The sequence below is a fragment of the Pseudomonas sp. MS646 genome (assembly GCF_036693845.1).
Taxonomy (GTDB): Bacteria; Pseudomonadota; Gammaproteobacteria; order Pseudomonadales; family Pseudomonadaceae; genus Aquipseudomonas; species Aquipseudomonas chlororaphis_E.
Genome location: NZ_CP144763.1, coordinates 5,953,447 through 5,978,610, shown reverse-complemented (window position 1 = coordinate 5,978,610; position 25,164 = coordinate 5,953,447). Strand labels below are relative to the sequence as shown.

27 protein-coding genes and 2 pseudogenes are annotated in these 25,164 nt (G+C 63.3%); 17 read left to right on the top strand and 12 right to left on the bottom strand.

Translation table 11 applies throughout. The features are described 5' to 3' along the window. The first annotated feature begins 31 nt into the window (after nucleotides 1–31). Nucleotides 32–1,672, top strand: a complete 1,641-nt coding sequence (locus V3H56_RS26590) for a methyl-accepting chemotaxis protein (RefSeq protein WP_047735783.1) — start codon at nucleotides 32–34, stop codon at nucleotides 1,670–1,672. Between the two features lie 39 nt (nucleotides 1,673–1,711). On the opposite strand, the gene V3H56_RS26585 is transcribed toward V3H56_RS26590, so the two are convergent. Further along, nucleotides 1,712–1,972 carry an accessory factor UbiK family protein gene (locus tag V3H56_RS26585; RefSeq protein WP_212803145.1) on the bottom strand — a complete coding sequence of 87 codons (261 nt, stop codon included), beginning with the start codon at nucleotides 1,970–1,972 and terminating at the stop codon, nucleotides 1,712–1,714. 415 nt (nucleotides 1,973–2,387) lie between these two features. On the opposite strand from V3H56_RS26585, the gene glnK reads away from it, so the two are divergent. The 4 genes from glnK (at nucleotide 2,388) to sutA (ending at nucleotide 5,158) form a co-directional block, all read left to right on the top strand. Continuing rightward, nucleotides 2,388–2,726, top strand: coding sequence for a P-II family nitrogen regulator (glnK, locus tag V3H56_RS26580; RefSeq protein ID WP_002555808.1), 339 nt, complete (start codon nucleotides 2,388–2,390; stop codon nucleotides 2,724–2,726). A gap of 33 nt (nucleotides 2,727–2,759) precedes the next feature. After that, entirely contained in the window at nucleotides 2,760–4,094 is a 1,335-nt protein-coding gene (locus V3H56_RS26575) for an ammonium transporter (protein ID WP_042731440.1), read from the top strand. A 212-nt stretch (nucleotides 4,095–4,306) separates the two neighbouring features. Further along, nucleotides 4,307–4,732, top strand: coding sequence for a secondary thiamine-phosphate synthase enzyme YjbQ (locus V3H56_RS26570; protein WP_042731441.1), 426 nt, complete (start codon nucleotides 4,307–4,309; stop codon nucleotides 4,730–4,732). 102 nt (nucleotides 4,733–4,834) lie between these two features. Further along, on the top strand, nucleotides 4,835–5,158 hold the full coding sequence (gene sutA, locus V3H56_RS26565; RefSeq protein ID WP_014340827.1) for a transcriptional regulator SutA: 324 nt from the start codon (nucleotides 4,835–4,837) through the stop codon (nucleotides 5,156–5,158). 249 nt (nucleotides 5,159–5,407) lie between these two features. On the opposite strand, the gene V3H56_RS26560 is transcribed toward sutA, so the two are convergent. Genes V3H56_RS26560 through V3H56_RS26535 form a run of 6 tightly spaced genes read right to left on the bottom strand, consistent with a single transcriptional unit; the run spans nucleotide 5,408 to nucleotide 10,015 of the window. Further along, on the bottom strand, nucleotides 5,408–6,112 hold the full coding sequence (locus V3H56_RS26560) for an HAD-IA family hydrolase (RefSeq protein ID WP_338474030.1): 705 nt from the start codon (nucleotides 6,110–6,112) through the stop codon (nucleotides 5,408–5,410). After that, entirely contained in the window at nucleotides 6,109–7,008 is a 900-nt protein-coding gene (xerC, locus tag V3H56_RS26555; protein WP_338474029.1) for a tyrosine recombinase XerC, read from the bottom strand. Before xerC ends, V3H56_RS26560 begins: the two co-directional genes overlap by 4 nt. A gap of 2 nt (nucleotides 7,009–7,010) precedes the next feature. Then, complete coding sequence (locus V3H56_RS26550; protein WP_042731444.1) at nucleotides 7,011–7,736, bottom strand: DUF484 family protein; 726 nt, start codon at nucleotides 7,734–7,736, stop codon at nucleotides 7,011–7,013. 13 nt (nucleotides 7,737–7,749) lie between these two features. Then, on the bottom strand, nucleotides 7,750–8,580 hold the full coding sequence (gene dapF / locus V3H56_RS26545) for a diaminopimelate epimerase (protein ID WP_212803143.1): 831 nt from the start codon (nucleotides 8,578–8,580) through the stop codon (nucleotides 7,750–7,752). A gap of 4 nt (nucleotides 8,581–8,584) precedes the next feature. Further along, on the bottom strand, nucleotides 8,585–9,832 hold the full coding sequence (lysA, locus tag V3H56_RS26540; RefSeq protein ID WP_042731446.1) for a diaminopimelate decarboxylase: 1,248 nt from the start codon (nucleotides 9,830–9,832) through the stop codon (nucleotides 8,585–8,587). Between the two features lie 9 nt (nucleotides 9,833–9,841). After that, a complete protein-coding gene (locus V3H56_RS26535) occupies nucleotides 9,842–10,015 on the bottom strand; it encodes a lipoprotein (protein ID WP_042731447.1) in 174 nt (57 codons plus the stop codon). Nucleotides 10,016–10,199: 184 nt separating this feature from the next. On the opposite strand from V3H56_RS26535, the gene cyaY reads away from it, so the two are divergent. From cyaY to rnk, 3 genes are all read left to right on the top strand, one after another. Next, the gene (gene cyaY / locus V3H56_RS26530) at nucleotides 10,200–10,532 is read left to right on the top strand and encodes an iron donor protein CyaY (RefSeq protein WP_042731448.1); all 333 of its coding nucleotides are present in this window, start codon (nucleotides 10,200–10,202) and stop codon (nucleotides 10,530–10,532) included. Between the two features lie 4 nt (nucleotides 10,533–10,536). Next, on the top strand, nucleotides 10,537–10,755 hold the full coding sequence (locus V3H56_RS26525) for a DUF1289 domain-containing protein (RefSeq protein WP_042731449.1): 219 nt from the start codon (nucleotides 10,537–10,539) through the stop codon (nucleotides 10,753–10,755). Between the two features lie 293 nt (nucleotides 10,756–11,048). Continuing rightward, nucleotides 11,049–11,459 (top strand): nucleoside diphosphate kinase regulator, encoded by a 411-nt coding sequence (gene rnk, locus V3H56_RS26520; protein ID WP_047735787.1) that lies wholly within the window; start codon nucleotides 11,049–11,051, stop codon nucleotides 11,457–11,459. Between the two features lie 9 nt (nucleotides 11,460–11,468). On the opposite strand, the gene V3H56_RS26515 is transcribed toward rnk, so the two are convergent. The 3 genes from V3H56_RS26515 to V3H56_RS26505 form a co-directional block, all read right to left on the bottom strand. After that, nucleotides 11,469–14,312, bottom strand: a complete 2,844-nt coding sequence (locus tag V3H56_RS26515; protein ID WP_047735788.1) for a class I adenylate cyclase — start codon at nucleotides 14,310–14,312, stop codon at nucleotides 11,469–11,471. 177 nt (nucleotides 14,313–14,489) lie between these two features. Continuing rightward, nucleotides 14,490–14,735, bottom strand: a complete 246-nt coding sequence (locus tag V3H56_RS26510) for a TIGR02647 family protein (protein ID WP_041022651.1) — start codon at nucleotides 14,733–14,735, stop codon at nucleotides 14,490–14,492. A gap of 163 nt (nucleotides 14,736–14,898) precedes the next feature. Continuing rightward, nucleotides 14,899–15,183 (bottom strand): hypothetical protein, encoded by a 285-nt coding sequence (locus V3H56_RS26505; RefSeq protein ID WP_042730387.1) that lies wholly within the window; start codon nucleotides 15,181–15,183, stop codon nucleotides 14,899–14,901. Between the two features lie 125 nt (nucleotides 15,184–15,308). Between V3H56_RS26505 and V3H56_RS26500 the strand changes: the two genes are divergently transcribed. Next, nucleotides 15,309–15,968, top strand: a complete 660-nt coding sequence (locus V3H56_RS26500; RefSeq protein ID WP_338474028.1) for a glutathione S-transferase — start codon at nucleotides 15,309–15,311, stop codon at nucleotides 15,966–15,968. Between the two features lie 130 nt (nucleotides 15,969–16,098). On the opposite strand, the gene argH is transcribed toward V3H56_RS26500, so the two are convergent. After that, a complete protein-coding gene (gene argH / locus V3H56_RS26495; protein ID WP_042730385.1) occupies nucleotides 16,099–17,493 on the bottom strand; it encodes an argininosuccinate lyase in 1,395 nt (464 codons plus the stop codon). Between the two features lie 273 nt (nucleotides 17,494–17,766). On the opposite strand from argH, the pseudogene V3H56_RS26490 reads away from it, so the two are divergent. The 8 genes and pseudogenes from V3H56_RS26490 to V3H56_RS26455 form a co-directional block, all read left to right on the top strand. Beyond that, a pseudogene (locus V3H56_RS26490) lies at nucleotides 17,767–17,961 on the top strand (sensor histidine kinase); the annotation flags it as partial. Then, nucleotides 17,958–18,704, top strand: coding sequence for a LytTR family DNA-binding domain-containing protein (locus V3H56_RS26485; protein WP_042730384.1), 747 nt, complete (start codon nucleotides 17,958–17,960; stop codon nucleotides 18,702–18,704). The pseudogene V3H56_RS26490 and the gene V3H56_RS26485, both read left to right, overlap by 4 nt. A gap of 138 nt (nucleotides 18,705–18,842) precedes the next feature. After that, nucleotides 18,843–19,784, top strand: a complete 942-nt coding sequence (gene hemC / locus V3H56_RS26480; RefSeq protein WP_047735789.1) for a hydroxymethylbilane synthase — start codon at nucleotides 18,843–18,845, stop codon at nucleotides 19,782–19,784. Next, nucleotides 19,781–20,479 (top strand): annotated as a pseudogene (locus V3H56_RS26475) (uroporphyrinogen-III synthase); the annotation flags it as partial. The gene hemC and the pseudogene V3H56_RS26475, both read left to right, overlap by 4 nt. Before the next feature lie 84 nt (nucleotides 20,480–20,563). Beyond that, complete coding sequence (locus V3H56_RS26470) at nucleotides 20,564–21,697, top strand: uroporphyrinogen-III C-methyltransferase (RefSeq protein ID WP_047739431.1); 1,134 nt, start codon at nucleotides 20,564–20,566, stop codon at nucleotides 21,695–21,697. Further along, complete coding sequence (locus V3H56_RS26465; protein ID WP_042730382.1) at nucleotides 21,694–22,941, top strand: heme biosynthesis protein HemY; 1,248 nt, start codon at nucleotides 21,694–21,696, stop codon at nucleotides 22,939–22,941. Before V3H56_RS26470 ends, V3H56_RS26465 begins: the two co-directional genes overlap by 4 nt. A gap of 254 nt (nucleotides 22,942–23,195) precedes the next feature. Then, entirely contained in the window at nucleotides 23,196–23,738 is a 543-nt protein-coding gene (locus tag V3H56_RS26460; RefSeq protein WP_047735791.1) for a disulfide bond formation protein B, read from the top strand. Nucleotides 23,739–23,913: 175 nt separating this feature from the next. Continuing rightward, nucleotides 23,914–24,372, top strand: coding sequence for an Rsd/AlgQ family anti-sigma factor (locus V3H56_RS26455; RefSeq protein WP_042730380.1), 459 nt, complete (start codon nucleotides 23,914–23,916; stop codon nucleotides 24,370–24,372). A gap of 58 nt (nucleotides 24,373–24,430) precedes the next feature. Here the strand turns inward: V3H56_RS26455 and V3H56_RS26450 are convergent, their stop codons facing one another. Beyond that, nucleotides 24,431–25,096 carry an FKBP-type peptidyl-prolyl cis-trans isomerase gene (locus tag V3H56_RS26450; protein ID WP_042730379.1) on the bottom strand — a complete coding sequence of 222 codons (666 nt, stop codon included), beginning with the start codon at nucleotides 25,094–25,096 and terminating at the stop codon, nucleotides 24,431–24,433. Between the last annotated feature and the right edge of the window lie 68 nt (nucleotides 25,097–25,164).

Below are 25,164 nucleotides of genomic sequence, written 5' to 3'. Positions count from 1 at the left end.
GGGGCGCTCAAGGGCGCTCCATGAGACCCCGATGAACTGGATCAATGACGCGAAATTCTCGACCAAGCTGATCACCTCGTTCGTCCTGTGTGCGTTCATCACTCTGGCCGTGGGCATGCTGGGCGTCAGCGGCGTCGCCACGTTGTCCGCGCGCTTGCAGACCGTGTTCAACACCAACCTGGTGTCGGTCGCCAATACGGCGCAGACCAAGACCAAGGCCGTTGGCCAGACGCGTGACATGTACCGCCTGTATGTCGCCACCGCCGGCAATGCCCCGCAAAGCATGAAGGATGAATTCCTGGCCTCGATGAAAGCCAATCAGTTGGCCAGCGAACAGGCATTCGCCGAGTACCGTAAAGGTCGCCTGGCCGAGGACGAGCGCCTGGCCGGCGACCAGGTGGCCCGCGATTGGCCGGTCTACCAGGCCATGGTGCAACGATACGTGGCGATGATGGCGGCCGGCGACCTGGAGAACGGGCGTGCCCTGCTGCTGGGCGACTTGCAGAAAACCTACCGCAAGGTAATGGACCAGTTGACCATCATGATCGACTCCAATGATCGCCAGATCAGCGAAAGCGCCCAGGACGCCGCCCGCCAGGAGGTGTCGGCCCGGACGATCCTGTACAGCGGCATCGCCATCGCGTTTGTCGCTGCGCTGTTGCTGGGGATGTTCATCAGCCGCGTGATCAGCCAGCCGATTGCCGTCGCACTCGACTGTGCCGAGCGCATCGCCCAAGGCGACCTGACCCAGCACATCACCCGTCGTCGCCGTGACGAGGCCGGCCAGTTGCTTGCGGCCCTTGGCGACATGCAGGCCAGCCTGAAGACCACGCTCCAGCAGATCGCCAGTGCTTCGGACCAGTTGGCCTCCGCGGCCGAGGAGTTGACGGCGGTCACTGACGACGGCAGTCGCGCCTTGATCCGGCAGAACGATGAAATCCAACAGGCGGCCACCGCCGTGACCGAGATGACGTCAGCGGTGGAGGAAGTCGCCCGCAATGCCGTGTCCACTTCCCAGGCGTCCCAAGCGACCAGTGCCCAGGCCAGCAGCGGACGTGACCAGGCGCGCAGCGCGGTGCAGGCGATCGATCATGCGACCCAGGAAATCACCTCGTCCACCGGGCTGGTCCGAGACCTGGCGGTACAAGTGCGTGATATCGGCAAGGTGTTGGACGTGATCCGGGGGATCGCCGAGCAGACCAATTTGTTGGCCCTCAACGCGGCCATCGAGGCGGCCCGGGCCGGGGAACAGGGGCGTGGCTTTGCTGTGGTTGCCGACGAGGTTCGCGCCCTGGCGGCGCGCACCCAGGCGTCTACCGGTGAGATCGAGGGCATGATCCTCGCGGTGCAGGACCGAGCCGACGGCGCGGTCGATGCCATGGGCAAGAGCCAGGCGCTGGTCACCCAGACCCAGGGCCTGGCCCGGGCCACTGGCCAGGCGTTGGAGCAGATCGCCGATGGGATCGCGCAGATCAACGACCGTAACCTGGTCATCGCCACGGCGTCCGAGGAGCAGGCCCATGTGGCCCGTGAGGTGGACCGCAACCTGGTGAACATCCAGGATCTCTCGACCCAGACCGCGGCGGGGGCGAACCAGACCAATGCGTCGAGCCAGGCGCTGTCCGGCCTGGCGCTGTCATTCAATACGCTGGTCAGCCGTTTTCGTCTCTAATCCCCGTTGCATGCGCGCCGGGGCGTGGCTCCGGGCGGTTTACTCCGCGGTCGGCGTCAGTCGCGCTTCCAGCTCCGCGACCTTCGCCTCCAGGCTTTCCAGGCGCGCCCGGGTGCGGGCCAGCACCACCATCTGACTGTCGAATTCCTCCCGGCTCACCAGGTCCAGCTTGCTGAATCCGCTTTGCAGCAAGGCCTTGAGCTGGCTTTCGATTTCGCTCTTGGGCAACGGCGTGTCACCGCTCATGAGGCGGGCGGCATGGCCGCTCAGGGCGTCGAGGAGGTCTTTTGGCGCAAGCATGGCAAGTGTCCTGAAAACGATGGCGGGCAGTGTACCACGCAGTGTCTATAGTCAATTCCCGCAGGCGGGGATGCACGCTTTTCGCGCACGCGGGCGGGCGTCTTCGCACTGTTGTTGTGCGTATCGCCGCGGTTCATCACGTGATGCAGGTACAGGTGTGGGGTAAGGGATTGAAAACAGAGGGTTTGGGCACAGATGGCAAGGTTTCTGCTTAGAGGCTGATGACCCATGCACTGATGCAGTCGCTGTGACGAATGCAGTGCAGCAGGCGAAGCGGGGAGCTTCGCCAGGATCGGTTAGCTGGCACCTGTCGGGCAACTTGGGCCGACGACGCGTTACAAAGCCAGGCACTGCGCTTAGACTTGAGTCGGGTTTGTTTTCCTGGGGCAAGTCCACCAATTCGGGAGAGAGTTTCATGAAGCTAGTCACTGCCATCATCAAGCCGTTCAAGTTGGACGACGTGCGCGAGTCGTTGTCCGAGATCGGCGTGCAGGGCATTACCGTTACTGAGGTCAAAGGCTTCGGGCGGCAGAAAGGTCACACCGAGCTGTATCGCGGCGCGGAATACGTGGTCGATTTCCTGCCCAAGGTGAAGATCGATGTCGCCATTGACGACAAGGATCTGGACCGTGTGATCGAAGCGATCACCAAGGCCGCCAACACCGGCAAGATCGGTGACGGAAAGATCTTCGTGGTCAATCTGGAACAGGCTATTCGCATCCGTACCGGCGAAACCGATACCGACGCCATCTAAGCCGCCAAACCCAACGCCCCAGGAGAAAACAATATGACTCTGCGTAAATTCGCAGGGCTAGGAGCCCTGTTGTCCTTCGTAATGCCTGGCCTGGCCATGGCGGAAGAAGCGGCAGCCCCCGTCCTCAACTCCGGCGACACCGCCTGGATGCTGACGGCCACCATTCTTGTTCTGTTCATGACCATTCCCGGCCTGGCGCTGTTCTATGGCGGCATGGTCCGGTCGAAAAACCTTCTTTCCGTGATGATGCAGTGCTTTGCCATTACCGGTCTGATCAGTGTGTTGTGGGTCATCTATGGCTACAGCATCGCGTTCGACACCACCGGCATGGAACAGGGCGTCGTCAATTTCAATTCCTTCATCGGCGGCCTGGGCAAGGCGTTCCTGGCGGGCGTGACCCCGGCGAGCATCACCGGTCCAACGGCACTGTTCCCGGAAGCGGTGTTCATCACCTTCCAGATGACGTTCGCCATCATCACCCCGGCCCTGATCGTCGGTGCCTTTGCCGAGCGCATGAAGTTCTCCGCCATGCTGGTCTTCATGGGCATCTGGTTCACCCTGGTCTACGCGCCGATCGCGCACATGGTCTGGTCCGGTAACGGCGGCCTGTTGTGGGACTGGGGCGTGCTGGACTTCGCCGGCGGCACCGTGGTGCACATCAACGCCGGTATCGCGGGCCTGGTGGCGTGCCTGGTACTGGGCAAGCGCAAGGGCTTCCCGACCACGCCGATGGCACCGCATAACCTGGGCTACACCCTGATGGGCGCGGCCATGCTGTGGGTCGGTTGGTTCGGCTTTAACGCCGGTTCCGCCGTCGCCGCCAATGGCACCGCCGGCATGGCGATGCTGGTGACTCAGATCGCCACCGCTGCGGCAGCACTGGGCTGGATGTTTGCCGAGTGGATCACCCACGGCAAGCCAAGCGCGCTGGGCATCGCCTCGGGCGTGGTCGCGGGCCTGGTGGCCATCACGCCGGCGGCCGGCACCGTGGGCCCGATGGGCGCCCTGGTCATCGGCCTGGCGGCGGGCGTGGTGTGCTTCTTCTGCGCCACCACCCTCAAGCGCAAGCTTGGCTACGACGACTCCCTGGACGCCTTCGGCGTGCACGGCATCGGCGGTATCCTCGGCGCGATCCTCACCGGCGTGTTCGCGGCCCCGGCCCTGGGTGGCTTCGGCACCGTGACCGACATCGCCGCACAAGTATGGATTCAAGTCAAAGGCGTGGGCTTCACGGTGATCTACACCGCGATCGTCACTTTCATCATCCTCAAGGTGCTGGACGCTGTCATGGGTCTGCGTGTCTCCGAGGAAGAAGAGGCGGTGGGCCTGGACCTGGCGCAACACAACGAGCGTGGCTACAACCTGTAAGTGCACGCGTTAAAAATTGCCCGGTTCGCCGGGCATTTTTTTGCCTGGAATTTGTCACTGCCCATAAGGCAGGCCGGTTTTTCCGACGCCTTTTGTTGTATAGGCGACATGGGCTTTTCTGCCGCCAAAGGCTTACATGGAGGCAAGAATATTAGGCCCTTTGTTTTTTTTCAGAGCGCGCTAGAATGCGCGCCGAGCGTGCGGAGAAGTGTATGTGGCAACAGACGCTGATTACCCTGCGGGCACGGCCCCGGGGCTTTCATCTGGTGACGGACGAGTTGCTCGCCGGCCTGCCTGAACTCCGGGCGTGCCGTGTCGGTCTGTTGCATCTGTGGCTGCAGCACACCTCGGCTTCGTTGACGATCAACGAGAACGCCGATCCGGCGGTACGTCGAGACTTCGAACGATTTTTCAATCGGCTGATCCCACAAGGAACCGCCGATTACGAGCACAACGACGAAGGCCTGGACGACCTCCCGGCGCACTTCAAGGCGAGCGTGCTCGGTTGTCAGCTGACCCTGCCGGTGACGGCTGGACGGCTGGCGTTGGGGACCTGGCAAGGTGTTTATCTGGGCGAGCACCGTGATCATGGCGGTGCTCGTAAAGTCCTCGCCACGCTATACGGTGAAGGGGCATGACCGCTGGTTGACGGCGGATGTTGAATTTTTTCTGGCAGCCTTCGAACAGATGGCGAAGCTGGGCTATAACTAATCTGCTTTTCGCAAGTCATGAGGTAGAACATGAGCGACGATGATCTGGAAAACGACGACCTCGAAGTAGGCGACGAAGACGAGACCGAAGAAGGCCTGGAGGCGGCAGCTGAAGACGTTGCCGATGACGATGGTGCCGATGTCCCGGCTCCCACCGCCAAAGGCAAGGCCAAGGCAGCGGTGTCGGTCGACGAGTTGCCGAGCGTAGAGGCCAAGAACAAGGAGCGTGACGCACTCGCCAAGGCCATGGAAGAATTCCTGGCCCGGGGTGGAAAGGTGCAGGAAGTGGAAGCCAACGTGGTCGCCGACCCGCCCAAGAAACCCGACAACAAATACGGCAGCCGCCCTATTTGAGTTCTGCTTCTTGCTTGCTGAAAAAGCCCGCCGTCGCTGCGGGCTTTTTCATGGGGGCGATTCTATTCCCGGCCAGACGCAGTCCCTGTGGGAGCGAGCTTGCTCGCGATAGCGATGGGTCTGTTGGGATTGATGTTGGACGTGCCGCCGTCATCGCGAGCAAGCTCGCTCCCACAGATTTCTTTGCCAGGCGGGGAGCTGCGGGACACAGCCGCTCCCACAGAGGGTTTGGCGGCTGTGAGGCAGGGTTCAGGGTTGGCTATGCCACCCGGCCAGTAACCTCGGCAGTTCGGTCAGGCTGCGAATCTCCGCATCTGGCGCATGTTCGGCATCCCAGGCCTTGCCCGTCGGGTTGAACCAAACCGCCCGCAGGCCGGCTTGCTGGGCACCGGCGATGTCGTCGCCGGGGTGGTCACCGATGTGCACGGCGGTCTGGGGCGTGGCACCGCCGCGTTGCAGGGCTTCGTGGAACAATCGGGCGTCGGGTTTGGCGATGCCGATGTCCTCGGCGCACAAGGCAAACTTGAAATAATCGGCCAGCCCCAGGCGGCGCACGTCGGCGTTGCCGTTGGTGACCACGCCCAGGCTGAACTGATTGGCGAGGATTTCCAGGGTGGGCTGTACCTCGGGAAAGATCTCCAGCTGATGGCGGGCATGCAGGAACGCCTCGAACCCCTGGTCCGCCAGCTCCGACGCTTGCCACTGGTCATAGCCGGCTTCCTGCAACGCACGGAACAGCACGCGCCGGCGCAACGCACTGATGCGATGCTTCAGGCCGGGTTCTTCGCGCAACACCTGCTCGCGAATCGAGAACAGATGCTCCACTGGCAAGCCGCCCAGGTTCGGTGCGTTGTCGGTCAGCCATTGGCGCAGGACGGCCTCGGCGCTGGCGATCACCGGGGCGGTGTCCCACAGGGTGTCGTCCAGGTCGAAAGTGATGAGCTTGATGGTCATGATTCGTCGCCCTTGATGCGTTTGGCCCTGGGGTGGGCACTGTCATAGACCGTCGCCAGGTGCTGGAAATCCAGGTGGGTGTAGATCTGGGTGGTCTTGATGTCCGAGTGTCCCAGCAGCTCTTGAACGGCGCGCAGGTCCTGGGAGGACTCCAGCAGGTGGCTGGCGAAGGAGTGCCTGAGCATGTGCGGGTGCAGGTTCTGCCCCAGCTCGCGTGCGCCGGCGGCCTTGACCCGTAACTGAATCGCTCGCGGGCCGAGGCGCCGCCCGCGTTGGCTGACGAACACCGCGTCGTCGGCGGGGTTGGCCAATGCACGCAGGGGCAGCCACAGTTCCAGGGCTTCCCGGGCCTTGCGGCCGATGGGCAACAAGCGGGTCTTGCTGCCCTTGCCGAGCACTTGGACCATGCCGTCGGCCAGGTCCAGTTGATCCAGGTTGAGCCCCGTCAGCTCTGAAAGCCGCAGGCCGGAAGAATAGAACAACTCGAGAATCGCCTGGTCGCGCCGGGCCAGGAAGTCATCCTCGACGGCACCTTCGAGCAATTGCAGGGCGCGGTCGGTGTCGAGGGTCTTTGGCAGCCGGCGTTCGCCCTTGGGCGGAGCCAGGCCGGTGGCCGGGTCGTGATCGCACAGGCCTTCGCGATTGAGGTAGTGATACAGGCCACGTACTGCCGACAACAGCCGAGCCAGGCTACGGGAGGATTGCCCCTGTTGATGCAGGCGGGCGATCAGGCTGCGCAAGCGCTGGATATCCAGGGCCGACCAGCTGCCGATGCCCTGCTTCTGGCACCAGCCCAGCACTTTATCAAGGTCGCGGCGATAGGCCGACAACGTGTGGGGCGACACCTGGCGCTCACTGCGCAGGTGTTCGCAGTAGGCGTCCAGTTGCCGTTCCATGGTCAGCGTACCGAGCGCAGCGAACCGGCGACCCGAGGCAGCACGCGGCCGGTGACTTCGGCGATGTAGCTCAGAAACAGCGTGCCCACCGAGCTCTTGTAGTGCTGCGGGTCACGGCTGGCGATGGCCAGCACGCCGTGCACGCCCTGGTGGGCGATGGCGACGACGGCGGTGGAGCCGATCTGTTTGCGTTGTTCTTCGCCGAACAGGAAGTCCAGTTCATGTTCGCGCAGGCTGCCACTGACGCTCTTGTTCTCCGTGAGCAGGCCGCCAATGGCGGTCTGCGCTTCGGCGTGGGTCACCCAGCGGCCCACCGGCATGGCGTTGTCGCCGAACAGGATCAGGCTGACGAAGGGCACCTGGAAATCCTGGCGCAGGCTGTCTTCGACGCTCATGACCAGGTCTTCGAGGGTGCTGGCGTCCATCAGCGCCAGGATCAGCCGACGGGTCTTGTCGAAGAGCCGGTCGTTGTCCCGTGCCACGTCCATCAGGTGGGACAGGCGGTGGCGCATTTCAATGTTGCGCTCACGCAGGATCTTCATCTGGTGCTCCACCAGCGACACGGTGTCGCCGCGCCGGTGAGGGATGCGCATCGTTGCCAGCAATTCTTCGTGCCCGACGAAGAAGTCCGGGTGGGCCTCCAGGTAGGCGGCCACGGCCGCGGCTTCTGGAAGCGGGCTCGGAGTGTCGTCGGGCGGCGTCGCTGGAACCTGTGGCTTGTCGGTCATGGGGTTGGCTCACTCAAAGACGAACTTGTCCTTCGTATACGCGCACTGCCGGGCCGGTCATGATCACCGGTTGGCCAGGGCCTGCCCATTCGATGGACAGGCGCCCGCCAGGCAGGTCGATCAGCAAAGGCGAATCCATCCACCCCTGGCTGATCGCCGCAACTGCGGCCGCACAGGCTCCGGTGCCGCAAGCCTGGGTTTCCCCGACGCCGCGCTCCCACACGCGCAACTGCGCGCGGTGACGGTCGATGACTTGCAGGAAACCGACGTTCACCCGTGCTGGAAAGCGTGGGTGGTGTTCGATTTTCGGTCCCAGCTCATGCGCCGGCGCGCTGTTGATATCGCTCACGCGCAACACGGCATGGGGGTTGCCCATGGACACCGCGGCCAGTTCCACCGGGGTGCCTTCGACATCGACCTGGTAACTCAGCGCCTGGGCGGGTGCCTTGAACGGAATGTCCGCCGGCACCAGGCGCGGGGCGCCCATGTTGACGCTGATCTGGCCGTCGTTGCGCACATCCAGCTCGATGATGCCGCTCTTGGTCTCGACGCGGATCTGTCGCTTGGCGGTCAGGCGCTTGTCCAGCACGAAGCGGGCGAAGCAGCGCGCGCCATTGCCGCATTGCTCCACTTCCGAACCGTCGGCGTTGAAGATCCGATAGCGGAAGTCCACGTCCGGGTTGTTCGGCGCCTCGACGATCAGCAACTGGTCGAAGCCGATGCCGGTGTGCCGGTCACCCCAGAGCTTGGCGTGCTTGGGCAGAATGTGCGCGTGCTGGCTGACCAGGTCGAGGACCATGAAGTCATTGCCCAGGCCGTGCATCTTGGTAAAACGCAGCAGCATGGTTTTACTCCGGCAGCAGGCTTTCGCCGGCAAACAACTCGGCTACCGTCTCGCGGCGACGCACTTCGAAAGCCTGGTCACCGTCCACCAGCACCTCGGCGCAGCGGCCGCGGGTGTTGTAGTTGGAGCTCATGACAAAACCGTAGGCACCGGCCGAATGCACGGCCAGCAGGTCGCCTTCTTCCAGCGCCAGTTCCCGACCCTTGGCCAGGAAATCACCGGTCTCGCAGATCGGCCCGACGATATCGTAGTTGCGGGTCGCGCCATCGCGCGGGCGCACGGCGGTCACGTCCATCCAGGCCTGGTACAGCGCCGGACGGATCAGGTCGTTCATGGCCGCGTCGACGATGGCGAAATCCTTGTGCTCGGTGTGCTTGAGGTATTCGACCTCGGTCAGCAGCACGCCGGCGTTGGCGACGATGTAGCGGCCTGGCTCGAACATCAGCGCCAGGTCACGCCCTTCGAGTCGTTCACGCACGGTCTTGATGTACTCGGCCACCTGCGGCGGTTGTTCGTCGCGATAGCGCACGCCGACACCGCCACCGAGGTCGATGTGACGCAGGTAGATGCCGCAGTCGCCGAGGCGGTCGACCAGCGCCAGCAGGCGGTCGAGGGCATCGATGAAGGGTTCCAGGGTGGTCAGCTGCGAGCCGATGTGGCAATCGACGCCCAGCACTTCCAGGTTCGGCAGTTGGGCAGCGCGCACGTAGACGTCTTCGGCGTCGGCAATGGCGATGCCGAACTTGTTTTCCTTGAGACCGGTAGAAATGTACGGGTGGGTGCCGGCGTCGACGTCCGGGTTCACGCGCAGGGAGATCGGCGCGCGCACGCCCAGCTCGGCGGCGACGATTTGCAGGCGCTCCAGCTCGTCGGTGGACTCGATGTTGAAGCAGTGCACGCCCACTTCCAAGGCGCGGCGCATGTCTTCACGGGTCTTGCCGACGCCGGAAAATACGATCTTGTCGGCGCTGCCGCCCGCGGCCAGCACGCGTTCGAGTTCGCCACCGGAAACGATGTCGAAGCCGGCGCCCAGGCGCGCCAGGACGTTGAGCACGCCCAGGTTCGAGTTGGCCTTGACGGCGAAACAGACCAGGTGCGGCATGCCAGCGAGGGCATCGGCGAAGGCCAGGTACTGGGCTTCGATATGGGCGCGGGAATAAACGTAGGTCGGCGTGCCAAAGCGCTCGGCGATCGCGGACAGGGCAACCCCTTCCGCGAACAGCTCCCCGCCACGGTAGTTAAAAACGTCCATGGCGTTCCCTTAGTAAGTGGTGGTGTGGGTGTCGTGCGCGTGGGACTTGGACTGCGACGACTTGGCCTGCTCTTCAGGGGACTTGCTCTCGTCAGGCAGGTACAGCGGACCTTTTTGACCACAAGCTGTTACAAGGCAGGCAACCGCGACGAGCGCAGCAAGGGAAGAGATCAGGCGCTTCATGGCGAAATCCTTGAAAATGCGTTAATTGCGCCGGAGTATACCGGCCACCCGGCGCCTTGCCTATGCAACGGGGCGCCCGTCCGGCGGCGCTGGGGGTCGTCGATGGGTTATCCTTTGCAATCATCAGGCAGCGCCCGTATCTTGCGGCGCTTGAGCATGAGCTGACATTTTCGAGGTTGCCGCAATGAGTTTGACTGAAGCCCGTTTCCACGATCTGGTCGATGCGACCCAGCAAACGCTGGAAGATGTGTTCGACGACAGCGAGTTGGACATCGACCTGGAAAGCTCCGCCGGTGTGCTCACCGTGAAGTTCGAGAACGGCAGCCAGTTGATCTTCAGTCGCCAGGAGCCGTTGCGCCAGTTGTGGCTGGCGGCGGTGTCCGGCGGCTTCCACTTCGACTACGACGAGGAAAGCGAGCGCTGGATGTGCGACAAGAGCGAGGAGCAGCTGGGTGAGATGCTCGAACGCATTGTCGAGGCGCAGGCTGGGGTGAAGCTCGATTTCGAAGGCCTCTGACAGCGTGAGCCAGACCGCTGCGGCGCGCCCGCCCAAGCCGCTCTACAGCAACGTCAGCCCTGCCGTGCCATCGCCGTGCACCAGCGTGTGCAAGCTGGACGAGCAGAAAGTCTGTCTCGGCTGTTTCCGCCATGTGGAGGATATCCGTGAATGGCGCTCGGCCGACGACGCGCGCCGGCGGGTGATCTGTGCCGAGGCGGCCAGACGCAAATCCCAAGTGTAATCATTTGTGGCGAGGGGATTTATCCCCGCTGGGGTGCGAAGCAGCCCTGAAACCTGACGCCTCGGTGTGCCAGATAGAGCACTTTGGGGCTGCTTCGCAGCCCAACGGGGATAAATCCCCTCGCCACAATAGTTTACTTCTGACGCAAACAGTGCAGCCGCCTGTGGGTTGTTTATTTATTGAGCTGTGGTAGTGTCCGGCAACGCCTCAACTCATCGAGGCCCGTGAAAACCCCGTCTTCTTGTGGCGGGGTTTTGCTTTTTTCGTGCAGAAGAAAGGAGTCTGCCTGAATCATGACCGCACCTGCCATCACCCTTACCCGCCTGGACGTACAGCGTCTGGAGCGCCTGATCGACAGCCTTGATGACACCTTGCCCGGCGTCATCGCGTTGCAGACCGAACTGGATCGCGCCGAGGCCCTGGTGGGCCACGATGAAGTGCCGGCCGATGTCGTGACCATGAATTCGCGGGTGCACTGCCGTGAAGAGAGCAGTGGCAAGGACTATCACCTGACGCTGGTCTACCCACAGGACGCCAATGCCGACGAAGGCAAGATCTCGATCCTGGCGCCCGTGGGCAGCGCCTTGCTGGGCCTGAAGGTCGGCCAGCACATCGACTGGCCGGCGCCGGGTGGCAAGACACTGAAGTTGACCTTGCTGGACGTCGAATACCAGCCCGAGGCCGGCGGTGACTTCCACCTCTGAGGCGAGCCCTCAGACCAGGGCCAGCGCCTCGTTCAGCGCGCGTTCGAGGTCGGCCTTGTAGCGCAGGTACAGATTGCTTGAACAGGCGCCGTCACCCACCAGCCCCGAGAGGTCCAGGTCGGTGATGTAGCAGCGATAGCGCTGGGCCTCGCGGCGCTGCTCGACGATCTCCCGGGCGACCACGCGAAACAGCTGGTCGCCATGCTCCAATTCGGAAAATTCCTGCTGGTCGCAATACAGCGTCACGTGCACCTGCCCGTGGGTCGCCTTGCCGATGATTGCCTGCACGTCATAGAACGGTTTGTTCTGCGGTGTCTGCGGCGCTTGCCGCGATTCGATCCGCCGCGCCCGGCCTGGGCCTGACGGCAGGAGCTGGTAGTACAGGGTTTCCAGGGGCAGCGGTTGGGCGGCCTCGATCGGCAGCAGCGCGTCGCGGCGGTACAGCACCGATTGCAGGAAGCGCTGCAAAGGCACCAGCAGGCTGTGCTCATCGTGATACGGCAAGCGTTGCTGCCACAGGGCATTGAGCTCATCGAGCACGTACAGATCGGCATCGTCGTCGTTGACCCGGTAGAACACCTGGATGCACTCGGGCTGCCCCATGGGCAGGACCAGCGCCAGGTCGTGGTCTTCCAGGGCCATCGAGTCCAGGTGCAGCGGACTGTAGGCGCTCAGTTCCTCGCCCAGGTAATCCATCAGCGCCGACTGGCTGCCCAGCGCCACGTGATTGACCTGGCCGGGCAGCAATTCCAGCACGTGATAGTGCTGCTGGACCTGAAGCAGGTAGCGGTAGTTGAGGCGGCTCAGCAGCAGGGTCTGCGCGGTTTCGAAGACCTCTTCGACCCGGCGGGCAATGAACTGGGCACGGTTGTGGCAGAAGCAGCGCACCTGCAAGCGCGGCTGGTTTTGCGTGGCGGGCAGGTCGTTGAGGTAGTCGCGCAGGCAATCGAGCAACGCATGCTCGCCGTCGAAACGGTTGACCAGCACTTCGTTCCAGCTGTTGAGCGTGACCTGGTCGAGGGTCAGCACCAGGTTTTCCCGGACCCCGGCGTAACTCAGGGAGTCGGTGCGCTCGGTGGTCATCAGGATATTCAGGTCGCGGTGGTGCTTGAGCGGATCGACGCCGACGTTTACCAGGATCAGCACTTCGCTGGGTACGCTGGCGCGCAGCAGTCGCTCTTCGTCGACCGTGGCCAGAGGCAGGGCGATGGACTGTTGCAGGCTGCCCAGCAAGTTGAACAGCTCGAACTCGCTCAGGTCGCTGCTGCCTGGGTGCAAGGCCAGGCGCGTGCTGCTGTCGATCACGCCGTTGCGATGGCACCAGGTCAACAGCTCCAGCAGCTCGCGGCTGCGCTTGATCGGCGCGAAGTTCTCCCACTCCAGGGCGTTGAGGCTGCCGTTGTACAAGCCCCACTGGTTTTGCCCAGGCTCTTTCTTGTTCGGCGACTGGACCAGCGTCAGGGTGTCTTCGGCCAGGTCCGGGGCGATGCCGGGGTTGATGAACTCGACCTTGTCGGCCTTGCGCTCGAACGCCGCGTACAGCCGTCGTCCAAGGACATTGAGATCGCGCTTGTTGATCAGGCTGACGGTCTTTTCGGTGCGGGCGAACTGGGACAGGAAGCGGTAGCTGTGGGTCAGCTCGTTGACCAGGGCCCGCCGCTCATGGCTGACCTGGCGCACTTTCCATTGGCTGCGGCTGTCCAGCAGCGCCAGTTGCCGCTGGTCCCAGCCCCATTCCCGAGCCAGGCGCTCGAGCAGCACCCGTTGCCAGCCGCCGCTGCGTACCTGGCCGGTGAGTTTGCGATTGACCTTCAGGTACAACGCCCGGCGGATCAGCTCCAGGCGTTCGGGTTCGCCACGGGCATTGAGGTATTCCTCGAGGCGGCGGTAGACCACCATGTAGGGGTCCAGCTCTTCCAGGTCCAGGCGGTTGGCAAACACCGCCTGCTTGAAGCGCAGGCTCAGGCAGCGCACATCCGGGTGTTCGCTGGCGTACACCTCGGTCAGCAGCAGCTTGAGCACAGACTTGTAGGGTGATTCGATGCCCTTGAACAACTGCCAGAGCCCGGCCCCGATGAACTCTCCCGGTGGGATGTAGGCCATATGGCCCAGGTCCAGGGTCTCGTCGGCGCGAATGAAACGCTTGGAAAGCAACGTATGGGTGTATTGCTCATAGTTGTCTTCCTCGTAGACCGGCACCAGCCACCAGATGGGCGTGCGCCCGGCCAGCCAGATCGCGGTGCGGTAGAACTCGTCCAGCAGCAGGTAATGCTGGGTCGTGCCGCAGTCGTCGGAGCTGAGCTGGTTGTCGCGCTCGCCGCGCACGAAGCGCACCGGGTCGATCAGGAAAAAGTGCGCCTCGGCGCCCTGGGTCGCGGCCCAGGCTTCCAGCAACTGGCATTTCTTGCGCAGCTCGGCCAGTTCGTCGTCGCTCAAGTCCGGGCCGTGGCAGACCCACACGTCCATGTCGCTCTGGTCGGCCTGGGCCAGGGTGCCCAGGCTGCCCATCAGGAACAATCCATGGATCGGTCGCGGCGGATTGCTGCCGTGGCGCGGCTTGTAGGAAAACGAACGGGTCAGGCGCTGGGCCTCTGCGAGCACGTTGGCATCGGGTTCGTAATTCGACAGCCCCGCGGGCGTGCTGCCGGAGACGTAGCCAGGCAGCAGCGGATGGTTGACGTGGAAGAACAGTGGCAACAGCGTCAGCACGCCTTGCTGGCGCGGGGACAGGCCTTCCAGGGCGCGCTCCATCCGGACGCTGTTGAGCTTGAGAAAACGTGCGCGCAACTGGCTCAGGACCTTGCGGTCGATTCCCTCGTCCAGATCAGGGCGTATTTCATGGTTGCGGGTCATGTCGGCTCAAACCGGCTCGCGGCGTCGAACGTGGGAAATCAGGGGGTGATGGCAGTTTAGCGTCCGGGCTCGGGAATTCTTAAGCTGAAAGTCGATTGGGATGTCAGATTTTTCACGCAAGACGCCTGCGCCTGCGGAAATCCGGCCAGGCAGATTTCCGTGGGCGACAGGGGCGAATCAGGCGGCTTCTTGGACGCTGAGAATCGTCAGGACGGTTTGGACATTCTGCGCGGCGTCCCGACCCAGGCTGGTCAGGTAACCACCGTCGGGTTGGGTGATCAGTTCTTTTTCATACAGGCGTTGGGCGGCGGCAATGGCCTTGGGGGCAGCGGTCTGATGAATTTTCAGGCCTTCCTGGGAACTGTCCAGGTTGAAGAGTGCAAGGATTTCCAGTTCGGCAACCAACTCAGGGGTAAGCGACATAAGGACTCCAGACTTTCTAGGAATTGGGTCGACAGCGTCACTAAGGTGAGCGCACTCGGCCGAGCTGTCCAGTGCCAGGGTCATGCTTTTTTTGTTTTGGGGAGGGGGGCCAGTGTTCTGTCAGGCTAAATCCCCTCGCCACAGGAGCATCTGCACCTGTCGTTCAGTTTTTTTCCGGCGGTAGCTCAGGCAGGGCGCGCAGTGCGGCTTCGTACCATTGGGTATCGAACGGGCGGTCTTCTTCCAGGATCGCGTCGATCTCCACTGCCAGCACATGGGCCATCAGGTTGAGGATGTCTTCGCGCTCATAACCGACCAGGGTCAACTTGTTGAAAGTGGCTTTGGCCGCAGGCGGATTGTCACTTTCGATCTGGTTTTCGATGGCCTGGATCAGCGTGTTTTCAACGAATTCTTCTTCGTCGTTATCGATATCGGTTGGCTCGCTCATGGCCGGCTCCTGTCAGAAAGGTCGCCAGTTTACCTGCATTCAGCGCCGTGATGCGCCTGGCGAGAAACGTCCGCGCAGTCTATAACGCTAGGCTGCCAACCCCCACCGGCCTGGAGGCATCTGTAATGCTCGAGCTTTATGGTTTCTGCGTCAGCAATTACTACAACATGGTCAAGCTGGCACTGCTGGAGAAGGGCGTGCCCTTCCAGGAAGTGTCGTTCTACGGCAGTCAGGCCCCCGAAGTGGTTGCCATCAGCCCGCGCGGCAAGGTGCCGGTGCTCAAGACCGAGCGAGGTTTCATCAGCGAAACCAGCGTGATCCTCGAATACATCGAGCAAACCCAGCAGGGCAAGGCCCTGCTGCCCAGCGATCCGTACGAGCGCGCCCAGATACTGGCCCTGTGCAGGGAGATCGAGCTGTACATCGAACTGCCCGCCCGGGCCTGCTATGCCGAGGCCTTCTTCGGCATGTCGGTGGCCGATGCGGTCAAGGAAAAGGCCAAGGCCGAACTGCTGCTGGGGTTCGCTTCGCTGGGCAGGCACGGCAAATTCTCGCCCTATGTCGCGGGCGACAGCCTGAGCATTGCCGACCTGTATTTTCTCTACAGTGTTTCGCCCGCCTTACAGGTGGGCAAGAAGTTGTTCGATCTTGACCTGCTGGCCGAACTGCCCGCGGCCCAGGCGTTGATGGAGCGCTTGGGGCAAAATCCGCACGTGCAGCGCATCGCCGCGGACAGGGACGCGGGGATGCCGGAGTTTTTGGCGAAGGTCGCCGCCAAGAAGTGAATGTGTAGCGTCTGAGCGGATGCCTTCGCGAGCAAGCCCGCTCCCACATTGGATCTCCATCAGCTCATAGAGCCTGCGTTCACTGGAGATCGACTGTGGGAGCGGGCTTGCTCGCGAAGCTTTTCGCCTTTTAGCGGCTGGCGAGCAACGCCTGGCCGCGCACGACCGCTGCCTTGACCTGCGCCGGCGCGGTGCCGCCGATGTGGTCCCGGGCATTGACCGAGCCTTCGAGGGTCAGCACCGCGAACACGTCCTGTTCGATCTGGTCGCTGAAGCGGCGCAGTTCGTCCAGGCTCATCTCCGCCAGGTCCTTGCCGCTGTCGACCCCGTACTTGACGGCGTGACCGACGATTTCATGGCAGTCGCGGAAGGGCAGGCCACGGCGCACCAGGTAGTCGGCCAGGTCGGTGGCGGTGGAGAAACCACGCAGGGCCGCTTCGCGCATCACCGCATGCTTGGGCTTGATGGCCGGGATCATGTCGGCGAAGGCCCGCAACGAGTCGCGCAGGGTATCGGCGGCGTCGAACAGCGGTTCCTTGTCTTCCTGGTTGTCCTTGTTGTAGGCCAGCGGTTGGCCTTTCATCAGGGTCAACAGGCCCATCAGCGCGCCGAACACCCGACCGCTCTTGCCCCGCACCAGCTCCGGGACGTCGGGGTTTTTCTTTTGCGGCATGATCGAGCTGCCGGTGCAGAAGCGGTCGGGCAGGTCGATGAACTGGAACTGCGCGCTGGTCCACAGCACCAGCTCTTCGGAGAAACGCGACAGGTGCATCATCGCGATGCTCGCGGCGGCGCAGAATTCGATGGCGAAATCGCGGTCCGAGACGTTATCCAGCGAGTTGCCGCCCACGGCGTCGAAGCCCAGCAGTTGGGCCGTGTAGGCGCGGTCGATCGGGTAGGTGGTACCGGCCAGCGCGGCGCTGCCCAGGGGCATGCGGTTGGTGCGCTTGCGGCAGTCGACCAGGCGTTCGTAATCGCGGCTGAGCATTTCGAACCAGGCCAGCATGTGGTGCCCGAAGGTCACCGGTTGCGCGGTCTGCAGGTGCGTGAAGCCCGGCATGATGCTTTCGGCCTCGCGTTCGGCCTGCTCCAGCAAGCCTTTTTGCAGGCGGGTGATTTCGGCCAGGATCAGGTCGATCTCGTCGCGCAGCCACAGGCGGATGTCGGTGGCGACCTGGTCGTTGCGGCTGCGGCCGGTGTGCAGCTTCTTGCCGGTCACGCCGATGCGATCGGTCAGGCGCGCTTCGATGTTCATGTGCACGTCTTCGAGGTCGACGCGCCAGTCGAACTGGCCGGCCTCGATTTCAGCCTGGATGGTCTTGAGGCCGTCGATGATGCTGTCGCGCTCGGCATCGGTCAGCACGCCGACCTTGGCCAGCATGGTGGCGTGGGCGATCGAGCCCATGATGTCGTGGCGATACAGGCGCTGGTCGAAGTTGACGGAGGCGGTGAAGCGGGCGACGAAGGCGTCGACGGGTTCACTGAAGCGGCCGCCCCAGGACTGATTGGTCTTGTCAGTGCTCATGAATTCGCTCGTGATCGGCTGTGGAAAAAGTAGCGGTTGAAGGCTGCGGCGGATGATAACAGGGTTGCCAGGGCTGGCGCTGACACTGGTCGGCAGGTTTTTTACCCGTGGGCCGGGCGTTCGGACCCGGTTTTGCGCGCAACGATATTTTCCGATTGAGCAATATCGTCGTGGCAACCGTCTACAGTGGACGATAGGTGTTTGCTTTTTTTCATTCATGGCGAATCGGCCGAATCAACCAGGGGGTGCTCAATATTGGTCAAATCGAAAACGAACAATCCCTACGGCGACGCCGTGCGACAACAGGCCTCGAGCATCGGTAGGCAAGCGCTGGTAAAGATAGGCGACCGCCTCGCGGCACTTTTTGGCCCTCGGGCGAGTCTTAGCGTGGATCGCGGTGACGGATGTCACTTCCCCTGTCTACGCTATCCTTGTGCGAGACTCACGCAGGAATCCAGCGCAATATGAATGTCCTGATCGTTGATGACGAACCACTGGCCCGCGAGCGCCTGAGCCGAATGGTTGGCGAGCTCGAGGGATACAGTGTCCTGGAGCCGAGCGCCACCAATGGCGAAGAGGCATTGGCCCTTATCGACAGCCACAAGCCGGATATCGTGCTGCTCGACATTCGCATGCCTGGCCTGGATGGCCTGCAGGTCGCGGCGAAGTTGTGCGAACGAGAGTCGCCGCCTGCGGTGGTGTTCTGCAGCACCCGGGACGATTTTCCGCCCGAGGTCCTGCAGGCCAGCGCCGTCGGCCATCTGGTCAAGCCGGTGGCGTCCGAGGCCTTGCCCGATGCCTTGCGCAAGGCCGAGCGACCCAACCGGGTGCAACTGGCGGCGCTGACCCGCCCGGCAGCGGAAAGTGGCAGCGGCCCGCGCAGCCACATCAGCGCGCGCACCCGCAAAGGCATTGAGTTGATCCCGTTGAACCAGGTGGTCTACTTCATTGCCGATCACAAGTACGTGACCTTGCGCCACGAGAGTGGCGAGGTGTTGCTGGACGAGCCACTCAAGGCCCTTGAGGACGAGTTCGGCGAACGCTTTGTTCGTATCCACCGCAATGCCCTGGTGGCCCGCGAGCGGATCGAGCGTTTGCAACGCACGCCCCTGGGGCATTTCCAGCTTTTCCTCAAAGGCCTCAACGGTGATGCGCTGATCGTCAGCCGACGACACGTGGCCGGCGTGCGCAAGATGATGCAGCAGCTTTAGCCCGGTTCGCGGGGGCGTTCCAGACATTCCTTTCCCAGGACAATGACGGCCAGGGAGGCCTTGGGGTCGTGATTCAAATCAAAGCGGTTCTGGCTGAACTGTTATTATCTGCCGTATCTTTTAAGTACGGATTGATCCATGTCCCCTCGCGAGATCCGCATCGCCACCCGTAAAAGCGCCCTGGCCCTCTGGCAGGCCGAATACGTCAAAGCCCGCCTGGAAGCCGCCCATCCCGGGCTGGTCGTGACCCTGGTGCCCATGGTCAGTCGCGGCGACAAGCTGCTCGACTCCCCCCTGTCGAAGATTGGCGGCAAGGGCCTGTTCGTCAAGGAACTGGAAACCGCGTTGCTGGACAACGAAGCCGACATCGCCGTGCACTCGATGAAAGACGTGCCCATGGACTTCCCTGAAGGCCTGGGCCTGTTTTGCATCTGCGAGCGGGAAGACCCGCGCGATGCATTCGTTTCCAACACGTTCGCCAGCCTCGAGGCATTGCCAGCCGGCAGTGTGGTGGGCACCTCCAGCCTGCGTCGCCAGGCACAATTGCTGACGCGCCGCCCGGACCTGCAGATCCGTTTCCTGCGTGGCAACGTGAACACGCGTCTGGCCAAGCTCGACGCCGGCGAGTACGACGCGATCATCCTCGCCGCCGCCGGCCTGATCCGCCTGGGTTTCGAAGACCGTATCACCTCGGCCATCAGCGTCGACGACAGCCTGCCAGCAGGTGGGCAGGGCGCCGTGGGCATCGAGTGCCGCAGCGCCGACAGCGACATCCATGCCTTGCTGGCGCCGTTGCACCATGAAGACACCGCCACCCGGGTATTCGCCGAGCGCGCCCTCAACAAGCATCTGAACGGCGGTTGCCAGGTGCCGATCGCTTGTTACGCCGTGTTGGAAGGCGAGCAGGTCTGGTTGCGTGGCCTGGTGGGCGATCCCAATGGCGGCCGGTTGCTCAGTGCCGAGGCCCGGGCGCCGCATCGCGATGCCGAGGCGCTGGGTGTGCGCGTGGCCGAAGACCTGCTGAGCCAGGGCGCCGCCGACATTCTCAAGGCGGTCTACGGCGAGGCGGGCCACGCGTGACGGGGTGGCGGCTGCTGCTCACACGGCCGCAGGATGAGTCGTCGGCCTTGGCGGCTGTCTTGGCTGATGCGGGTATCTTCAGCAGCAGCCTGCCGTTGCTGGCGATCGAGCCGATCCCGCTGTCGGATGCCGGGCGGGCGATGCTCCAATCCCTGGACCAATACTGTGCCGTGATCGTGGTCAGCAAGCCCGCCGCCCGCCTGTGCATCGAACAACTGCGCCTGCTCTGGCCCGAGCCGCCCGATCAGCCGTGGTTCAGCGTGGGGGCGGCCACCGGGCAGATTCTCGCCGACGCCGGCCTCACGGTGTTTTATCCCGACAACGGTGACGACAGCGAAGCCTTGCTCGAACTTCCCGCGTTGCGCCAGGCTGTCAGCCGGCCCGATCCGCGGGTCTTGATCGTGCGTGGCGAAGGCGGGCGCGGCTTGCTGGCAGAGCGTTTGCGCGAGCAAGGTGCTAGTGTCGATTACCTGGAGTTGTACCGACGCGACATTCCTCATTACGCCGAAGGTGAGCTGTCGGCGCGGGTTGAAGCGGAACGCTTGAACGCACTGGTGGTCAGCAGTGGGCAGGGCCTGGAGCATCTGCAGCGGTTGGCCGGCGATGCCTGGCCGACGCTGGCACGGCTACCGTTGTTTGTGCCAAGCCCAAGGGTTGCCGAGATGGCGCGTGCCGCCGGGGCCCGAACAGTTGTGGATTGCCGTGGCGCTAGCGCCGCGGCTTTGCTGGCGGCGTTACGGGAACACTCCGTGCCGTTTTCTAATGCGAAGGATGGATACGTGAGCGAAACAGCCTTGCCAAAAGCAGATCAAGACCAGCCGGTGCTCGACGCGCCGGTTGAAACCCCGGCCCCGGTGGCGCCGCGTCGCGGCAACGGGCTGGCTATTTTTGCCTTGTTGCTCGGGGCCGCCGGCGTAGCGGTTGGCGGCTGGGGTGTGTGGCAGGTGCGTCACCTGCAAACCAACAACCAGCAACAGTCCGCCCAGGTCCAGGCGCTGAACGACCAGGCCCAGACCCTCAAGCTCAATGAGCAGCGCCTGACCGAGCGCCTGGCCCAGTTGCCTGGCGCCGAAGAGCTGGAGGAACGTCGTCGCCTGGTGGCCCAGCTGCAAGGTGACCAGCAGCACCTGAGCCAGCGCCTGGAAACCGTGCTCGGTGCCAGCCGCAAGGACTGGCGCCTGGCCGAGGCCGAGCATTTGCTGCGCCTGGCCAGCCTGCGTCTTTCCGCCTTGCAGGACATCAGCAGCGCCCAGGCGCTGGTCCAGGGCGCCGACGAAATCCTGCGCGAACAAGATGACCCCGGTTCGTTCGCCGCCCGCGAACAACTGGCCAAGACCTTGGCCGCGTTGCGCAGCACCGAGCAGCCGGATCGCACCGGACTGTTCCTGCAACTGGGCGCCCTGCGAGACCAGGTGCTGCAGCTCAGCGAGCTGGCGCCGGAATACAAGGATCGCGGCGAGTCCCTGCTGGGCCTGACGGCCGATGGTGATGGTGCCAGCCGCTGGGCACAGTGGTGGGACCAGATCTCGCGTTACATCCGCATCGACTTCAACGCCGATGAGAACGTCCGTCCGCTCCTGGCCGGGCAAAGCCTGATGCAAGTGCGCCTGGCCTTGAGCCTGGCGCTGGAGCAGGCCCAATGGGCGGCCCTCAATGGGCAGGCGCCGGTGTACACCCAGGCGCTGACCGAGGCGCGGGACGTGCTGAAAAACAACTTCAACCAGGACAACCCCCAGATCAAGATCATGCTCGAACGCGTGGCCGAGCTGACCAACCAGCCGGTGACCGTGGTCACGCCGGACCTGACGGGCACCCTGAGCAGCGTCCAGGCCTATCTTGAGCGGCGCAACCTCAATGCCGAAGAGTCGGTCAAGCCGCTGCCCAAGGCGGGCGCCCAGGAGGCCACGCCATGAAGCGCCTCTACGTGATTGTGTTCGTGGTCATCGCCGTCGCCGCTTTGCTGGGCGTGGCCATCGCGGAGCATTCGGGTTACGTACTGGTGGCGTACAAAAACTTCCGTTACGAAGCCGGCCTGTGGGTCACCCTGGCGCTGGTGGCGGTGTTCTGGCTGCTGTGGCGCGCGGTGGTTGCGTTGATCGGGCTGGTGACCACCTCCAGCGGCGTGGTCAACCCGTGGTCGCGCCGCAACCGCAGCCGACGTGTGCAAGTGGCGATCGAGCACGGCCAGCTGGACCTGGCCGAAGGTCGCTGGGCCAGTGCCCAACGGCACTTGCACCGCGCCGCCGAAGCCGAGCGCCAACCCCTGTTGTATTACCTCGGCGCGGCCCGCGCGGCCAATGAACAAGGGCTTTACGAGCAGAGCGACAGCCTGCTGGAGCGCGCCCTGGAGCGCCAGCCCCAGGCGGAACTGGCCATTGCCCTGACTCACGCGCAGTTGCAGACCGACCGGGGCGACACCGAGGGGGCGCTGGAGACGCTGCAAGCCATGCACGAACGCCATCCACATAACATCCAGGTGCTGCGCCAGTTGCAACGGCTGCATCAGCAGCGCGGCGACTGGTCGGCGGTGATCCGGCTGCTGCCCGAGCTGCGCAAGGACAAGGTCTTGCCTGCCGCCGAGCTGGCTGAGCTGGAGCGTCGGGCGTGGGGCGAGAACCTCACCCTGGCGGCCCACCGCGAAGAGGATGGCAGCGTCGGCCTGCAATCGTTGAACCGGGCCTGGCAACAATTGACCTCCGCCCAGCGCCAGGAGCCGGCGCTGGTGCTGGCGTATGCCGAGCAGTTGCGGCAACTGGGCGCGCAGATCGAAGCCGAAGAGGCGCTGCGCATCGCGCTCAAGCGCCACTACGACAGCCATCTTGCACGCCTGTATGGGCTGGTCCGCGGCAGTGATCCGGTCCGGCAACTGCAAACGGCCGAAGGCTGGCTCAAGGACCATCCGGCCGATCCGAGCCTGCTGCTGACCCTGGGGCGTCTCTGCCTGCAGAACAGCTTGTGGGGCAAGGCCCGGGATTACCTGGAAAGCAGCCTGCGGATCCAGCGCAATCCCGAAGCCTGCGCAGAGTTGGCGCGCCTGTTGGCGCAGTTGGGCGACGCCGAGCGCAGCAATCAGTTGTTCCAGGAAGGACTGGGCTTGCTCGATGAGCGCCTGCTGGCGGCGCCGCTGCCGGTGTCGGCGCAGGTGCTGTCGACGTGAGCGGCCTGAGTCATCGTGGCGAGGGCGCCGCTCCCTCGCCACGGCTTTTATTGCGTTACAAGCGATGATCAGCCATCGCTTGAAGGGCTTTTGTCAGTGCCCTTAGCAAAGTCCTACAGCGAGCTGTAACAAGTCCCTTTGTCTCTGTCGGGAATTCCCTACATCCCTGGTGAAGTGTCTGCGCGAGCCTGCCTTGAAAGGCCCGAGGGCTTTCCTCTACCGTAACGACTTGTCTCTTCTGCTACGGAACCGCCATGTTTTTGGCTTGCTCGCGCTTCTTGTTTCTCATGGCTTCCATCGCCGCGGCCCTGGCACTGGGCATCGCCAGTTACCTGGAATATTCGGTCGGCCTGACGCCGTGCAGCCTGTGTGTCTTGCAGCGGGTGTGCCTGCTGTTGTTGCTGGTGAACAGCCTCGTGGCCTGCGTGCACGGCCCGGGGCGTTCGGGCAGCATCGTCTATGGGGCGTTGGGGTGGGTGTTCGCGTCGGGGGGGATGACGCTGGCCTGGCATCAGGTCCTGATGCAGAGTCGTTCGGTCCAGGCGGTGGCTGATTGCGTCACCCCCATGACCGGGGTGCAATCCTGGTGGTGTGCGTTGCGTCGGGTGCTCGATGGGGTGGTCGATTGCGCGAACATCACCTGGACGCTGTTCGACCTGAGCATCCCCGAATGGAGCTTGCTGTTCTTTCTCGCCGTGTCCGTCGCAATGACCTATCTGCTGCTGCGCCTTGCCTGGAGTGCTCTGGCACGACCACTCGGCGGCGATACGTCGCAGTGGGCCCGGGTGCTGGATTAAACACTTGTATGAACTTTATCGCCTGCGTACCTTGAAGCGGTAGTCGTGCGGGCATAATCTGGCCCGCACGTGTCATCGGAATCGTGTCACTCGAACATGTTGTGTCTGGCTTGTCCCTGGTTATCCAGGTGTGCGCAGGCTGCGAGGGGCATGACTCACAAGGGAAGAAATCACCATGCTCGAAAGTTGTCAGAATGCTCAGGAACGCTGGGGTGGGGTGCATCTGCTGATCGATCGCTGGTTGCAGGAGCGTCACGAACTGGTGCGGGCCTATGACGTCCTCGGCGACAAGCCTGAAGCGCTGAGCGAAAGCCGCAAGCCCTTGCAGGAGTTCTGCGGTGTGCTGGTCGACTATGTATCGGCCGGTCATTTCGAGATCTACGAACAACTGACGGGCGAGGCCAAGGCCTTCAACGACAAGCGTGGCCTGGAGCTCGCCGAGCAGATCTACCCGCGCATCGACGTCATCACCGAGAAGCTGCTGGCGTTCAACGACCTGTGCGATGAAGGCAAGTGCGTGGCTGAGAAATTCAAGGAGTTGGGCGGCTTGCTGCACGAGCGTTTCGAGCTGGAAGACTGCCTGATCGAAGTGCTGCACAACGCACACAAGGAAGAAGCCGCAGTCCAGGCCTGAAGGTTTGCAGGCATGAAAAAACGGTGCGCGTGGCGCACCGTTTTTCGTTTGGGCGACCTTAGCCCGTCGCGCCGAGCAGTTCGATTTCAAACACCAGCGGCGTGAACGGCGGGATCACATCCCCGGCACCTTCGGCGCCATAGGCCAGGGTCGAAGGAATCACCAGGCGCCACTTCGCGCCGACCGGCATCTGCGGCAATGCGCTGCGCCAGCCGTCAATCACACTGTCGAGATTGAACCACTGGGCCTGGTGATTGGCGTCGAATACGGTGCCGTCCGGCAACCGCCCGATGTACAACACCTGGACCTTGCCATGGGGGCCTGCCTTCGCACCTTTGCCTGGCTTGAGCTCCGTCAGCAGGATGCCGTCCGCGAGTTGCTGGACGCCGGGTCGGTTCTTTTCTTCGTTGAGAAATGTCTGCTCCGTCTTCAACGCCTTCGCGTCCTGAGGTGGCAGCGACTGCGCTGTCAGTTGCGCTTGATGCGCGGCCAGGATCTGTTCGATGCGTTCATCCCTGAGGGCCAGCGGCTTGCCCAGGTAAGCCTGTTGCAGGCCTTCGACCAAGGCCTGGATCTGCAGGTCGGGCACGTCCTGGCGAAGGCGTTCACCCAGGCTCGCGCCCAGGCTGTAGGCCAGGTCGTGGGCATCGTTTGCGTTGGTTTTGTCAGCGGCCTGGGCCATGGAGCCAAGCATGCACAGGGACAGGAACAGGTGACGCAACATGGGGGATCTCCGGCCTCGAATCGAGGGATTATGCCAGTGCCGACAGGTGCAGAGGTGGGTTGCCCTGG

What these genes read in the sequence shown, in the direction of transcription:
- V3H56_RS26590 (WP_047735783.1), top strand. Translation starts at nt 32, where the DNA reads ATGAACTGGATCAATGACGCGAAATTCTCGACCAAGCTGATCACCTCG.
- V3H56_RS26585 (WP_212803145.1), bottom strand. Translation starts at nt 1,972, where the DNA reads ATGCTTGCGCCAAAAGACCTCCTCGACGCCCTGAGCGGCCATGCCGCC.
- glnK (WP_002555808.1), top strand. Translation starts at nt 2,388, where the DNA reads ATGAAGCTAGTCACTGCCATCATCAAGCCGTTCAAGTTGGACGACGTG.
- V3H56_RS26575 (WP_042731440.1), top strand. Translation starts at nt 2,760, where the DNA reads ATGACTCTGCGTAAATTCGCAGGGCTAGGAGCCCTGTTGTCCTTCGTA.
- V3H56_RS26570 (WP_042731441.1), top strand. Translation starts at nt 4,307, where the DNA reads ATGTGGCAACAGACGCTGATTACCCTGCGGGCACGGCCCCGGGGCTTT.
- sutA (WP_014340827.1), top strand. Translation starts at nt 4,835, where the DNA reads ATGAGCGACGATGATCTGGAAAACGACGACCTCGAAGTAGGCGACGAA.
- V3H56_RS26560 (WP_338474030.1), bottom strand. Translation starts at nt 6,112, where the DNA reads ATGACCATCAAGCTCATCACTTTCGACCTGGACGACACCCTGTGGGAC.
- xerC (WP_338474029.1), bottom strand. Translation starts at nt 7,008, where the DNA reads ATGGAACGGCAACTGGACGCCTACTGCGAACACCTGCGCAGTGAGCGC.
- V3H56_RS26550 (WP_042731444.1), bottom strand. Translation starts at nt 7,736, where the DNA reads ATGACCGACAAGCCACAGGTTCCAGCGACGCCGCCCGACGACACTCCG.
- dapF (WP_212803143.1), bottom strand. Translation starts at nt 8,580, where the DNA reads ATGCTGCTGCGTTTTACCAAGATGCACGGCCTGGGCAATGACTTCATG.
- lysA (WP_042731446.1), bottom strand. Translation starts at nt 9,832, where the DNA reads ATGGACGTTTTTAACTACCGTGGCGGGGAGCTGTTCGCGGAAGGGGTT.
- V3H56_RS26535 (WP_042731447.1), bottom strand. Translation starts at nt 10,015, where the DNA reads ATGAAGCGCCTGATCTCTTCCCTTGCTGCGCTCGTCGCGGTTGCCTGC.
- cyaY (WP_042731448.1), top strand. Translation starts at nt 10,200, where the DNA reads ATGAGTTTGACTGAAGCCCGTTTCCACGATCTGGTCGATGCGACCCAG.
- rnk (WP_047735787.1), top strand. Translation starts at nt 11,049, where the DNA reads ATGACCGCACCTGCCATCACCCTTACCCGCCTGGACGTACAGCGTCTG.
- V3H56_RS26515 (WP_047735788.1), bottom strand. Translation starts at nt 14,312, where the DNA reads ATGACCCGCAACCATGAAATACGCCCTGATCTGGACGAGGGAATCGAC.
- V3H56_RS26510 (WP_041022651.1), bottom strand. Translation starts at nt 14,735, where the DNA reads ATGTCGCTTACCCCTGAGTTGGTTGCCGAACTGGAAATCCTTGCACTC.
- V3H56_RS26505 (WP_042730387.1), bottom strand. Translation starts at nt 15,183, where the DNA reads ATGAGCGAGCCAACCGATATCGATAACGACGAAGAAGAATTCGTTGAA.
- V3H56_RS26500 (WP_338474028.1), top strand. Translation starts at nt 15,309, where the DNA reads ATGCTCGAGCTTTATGGTTTCTGCGTCAGCAATTACTACAACATGGTC.
- argH (WP_042730385.1), bottom strand. Translation starts at nt 17,493, where the DNA reads ATGAGCACTGACAAGACCAATCAGTCCTGGGGCGGCCGCTTCAGTGAA.
- V3H56_RS26485 (WP_042730384.1), top strand. Translation starts at nt 17,958, where the DNA reads ATGAATGTCCTGATCGTTGATGACGAACCACTGGCCCGCGAGCGCCTG.
- hemC (WP_047735789.1), top strand. Translation starts at nt 18,843, where the DNA reads ATGTCCCCTCGCGAGATCCGCATCGCCACCCGTAAAAGCGCCCTGGCC.
- V3H56_RS26465 (WP_042730382.1), top strand. Translation starts at nt 21,694, where the DNA reads ATGAAGCGCCTCTACGTGATTGTGTTCGTGGTCATCGCCGTCGCCGCT.
- V3H56_RS26460 (WP_047735791.1), top strand. Translation starts at nt 23,196, where the DNA reads ATGTTTTTGGCTTGCTCGCGCTTCTTGTTTCTCATGGCTTCCATCGCC.
- V3H56_RS26455 (WP_042730380.1), top strand. Translation starts at nt 23,914, where the DNA reads ATGCTCGAAAGTTGTCAGAATGCTCAGGAACGCTGGGGTGGGGTGCAT.
- V3H56_RS26450 (WP_042730379.1), bottom strand. Translation starts at nt 25,096, where the DNA reads ATGTTGCGTCACCTGTTCCTGTCCCTGTGCATGCTTGGCTCCATGGCC.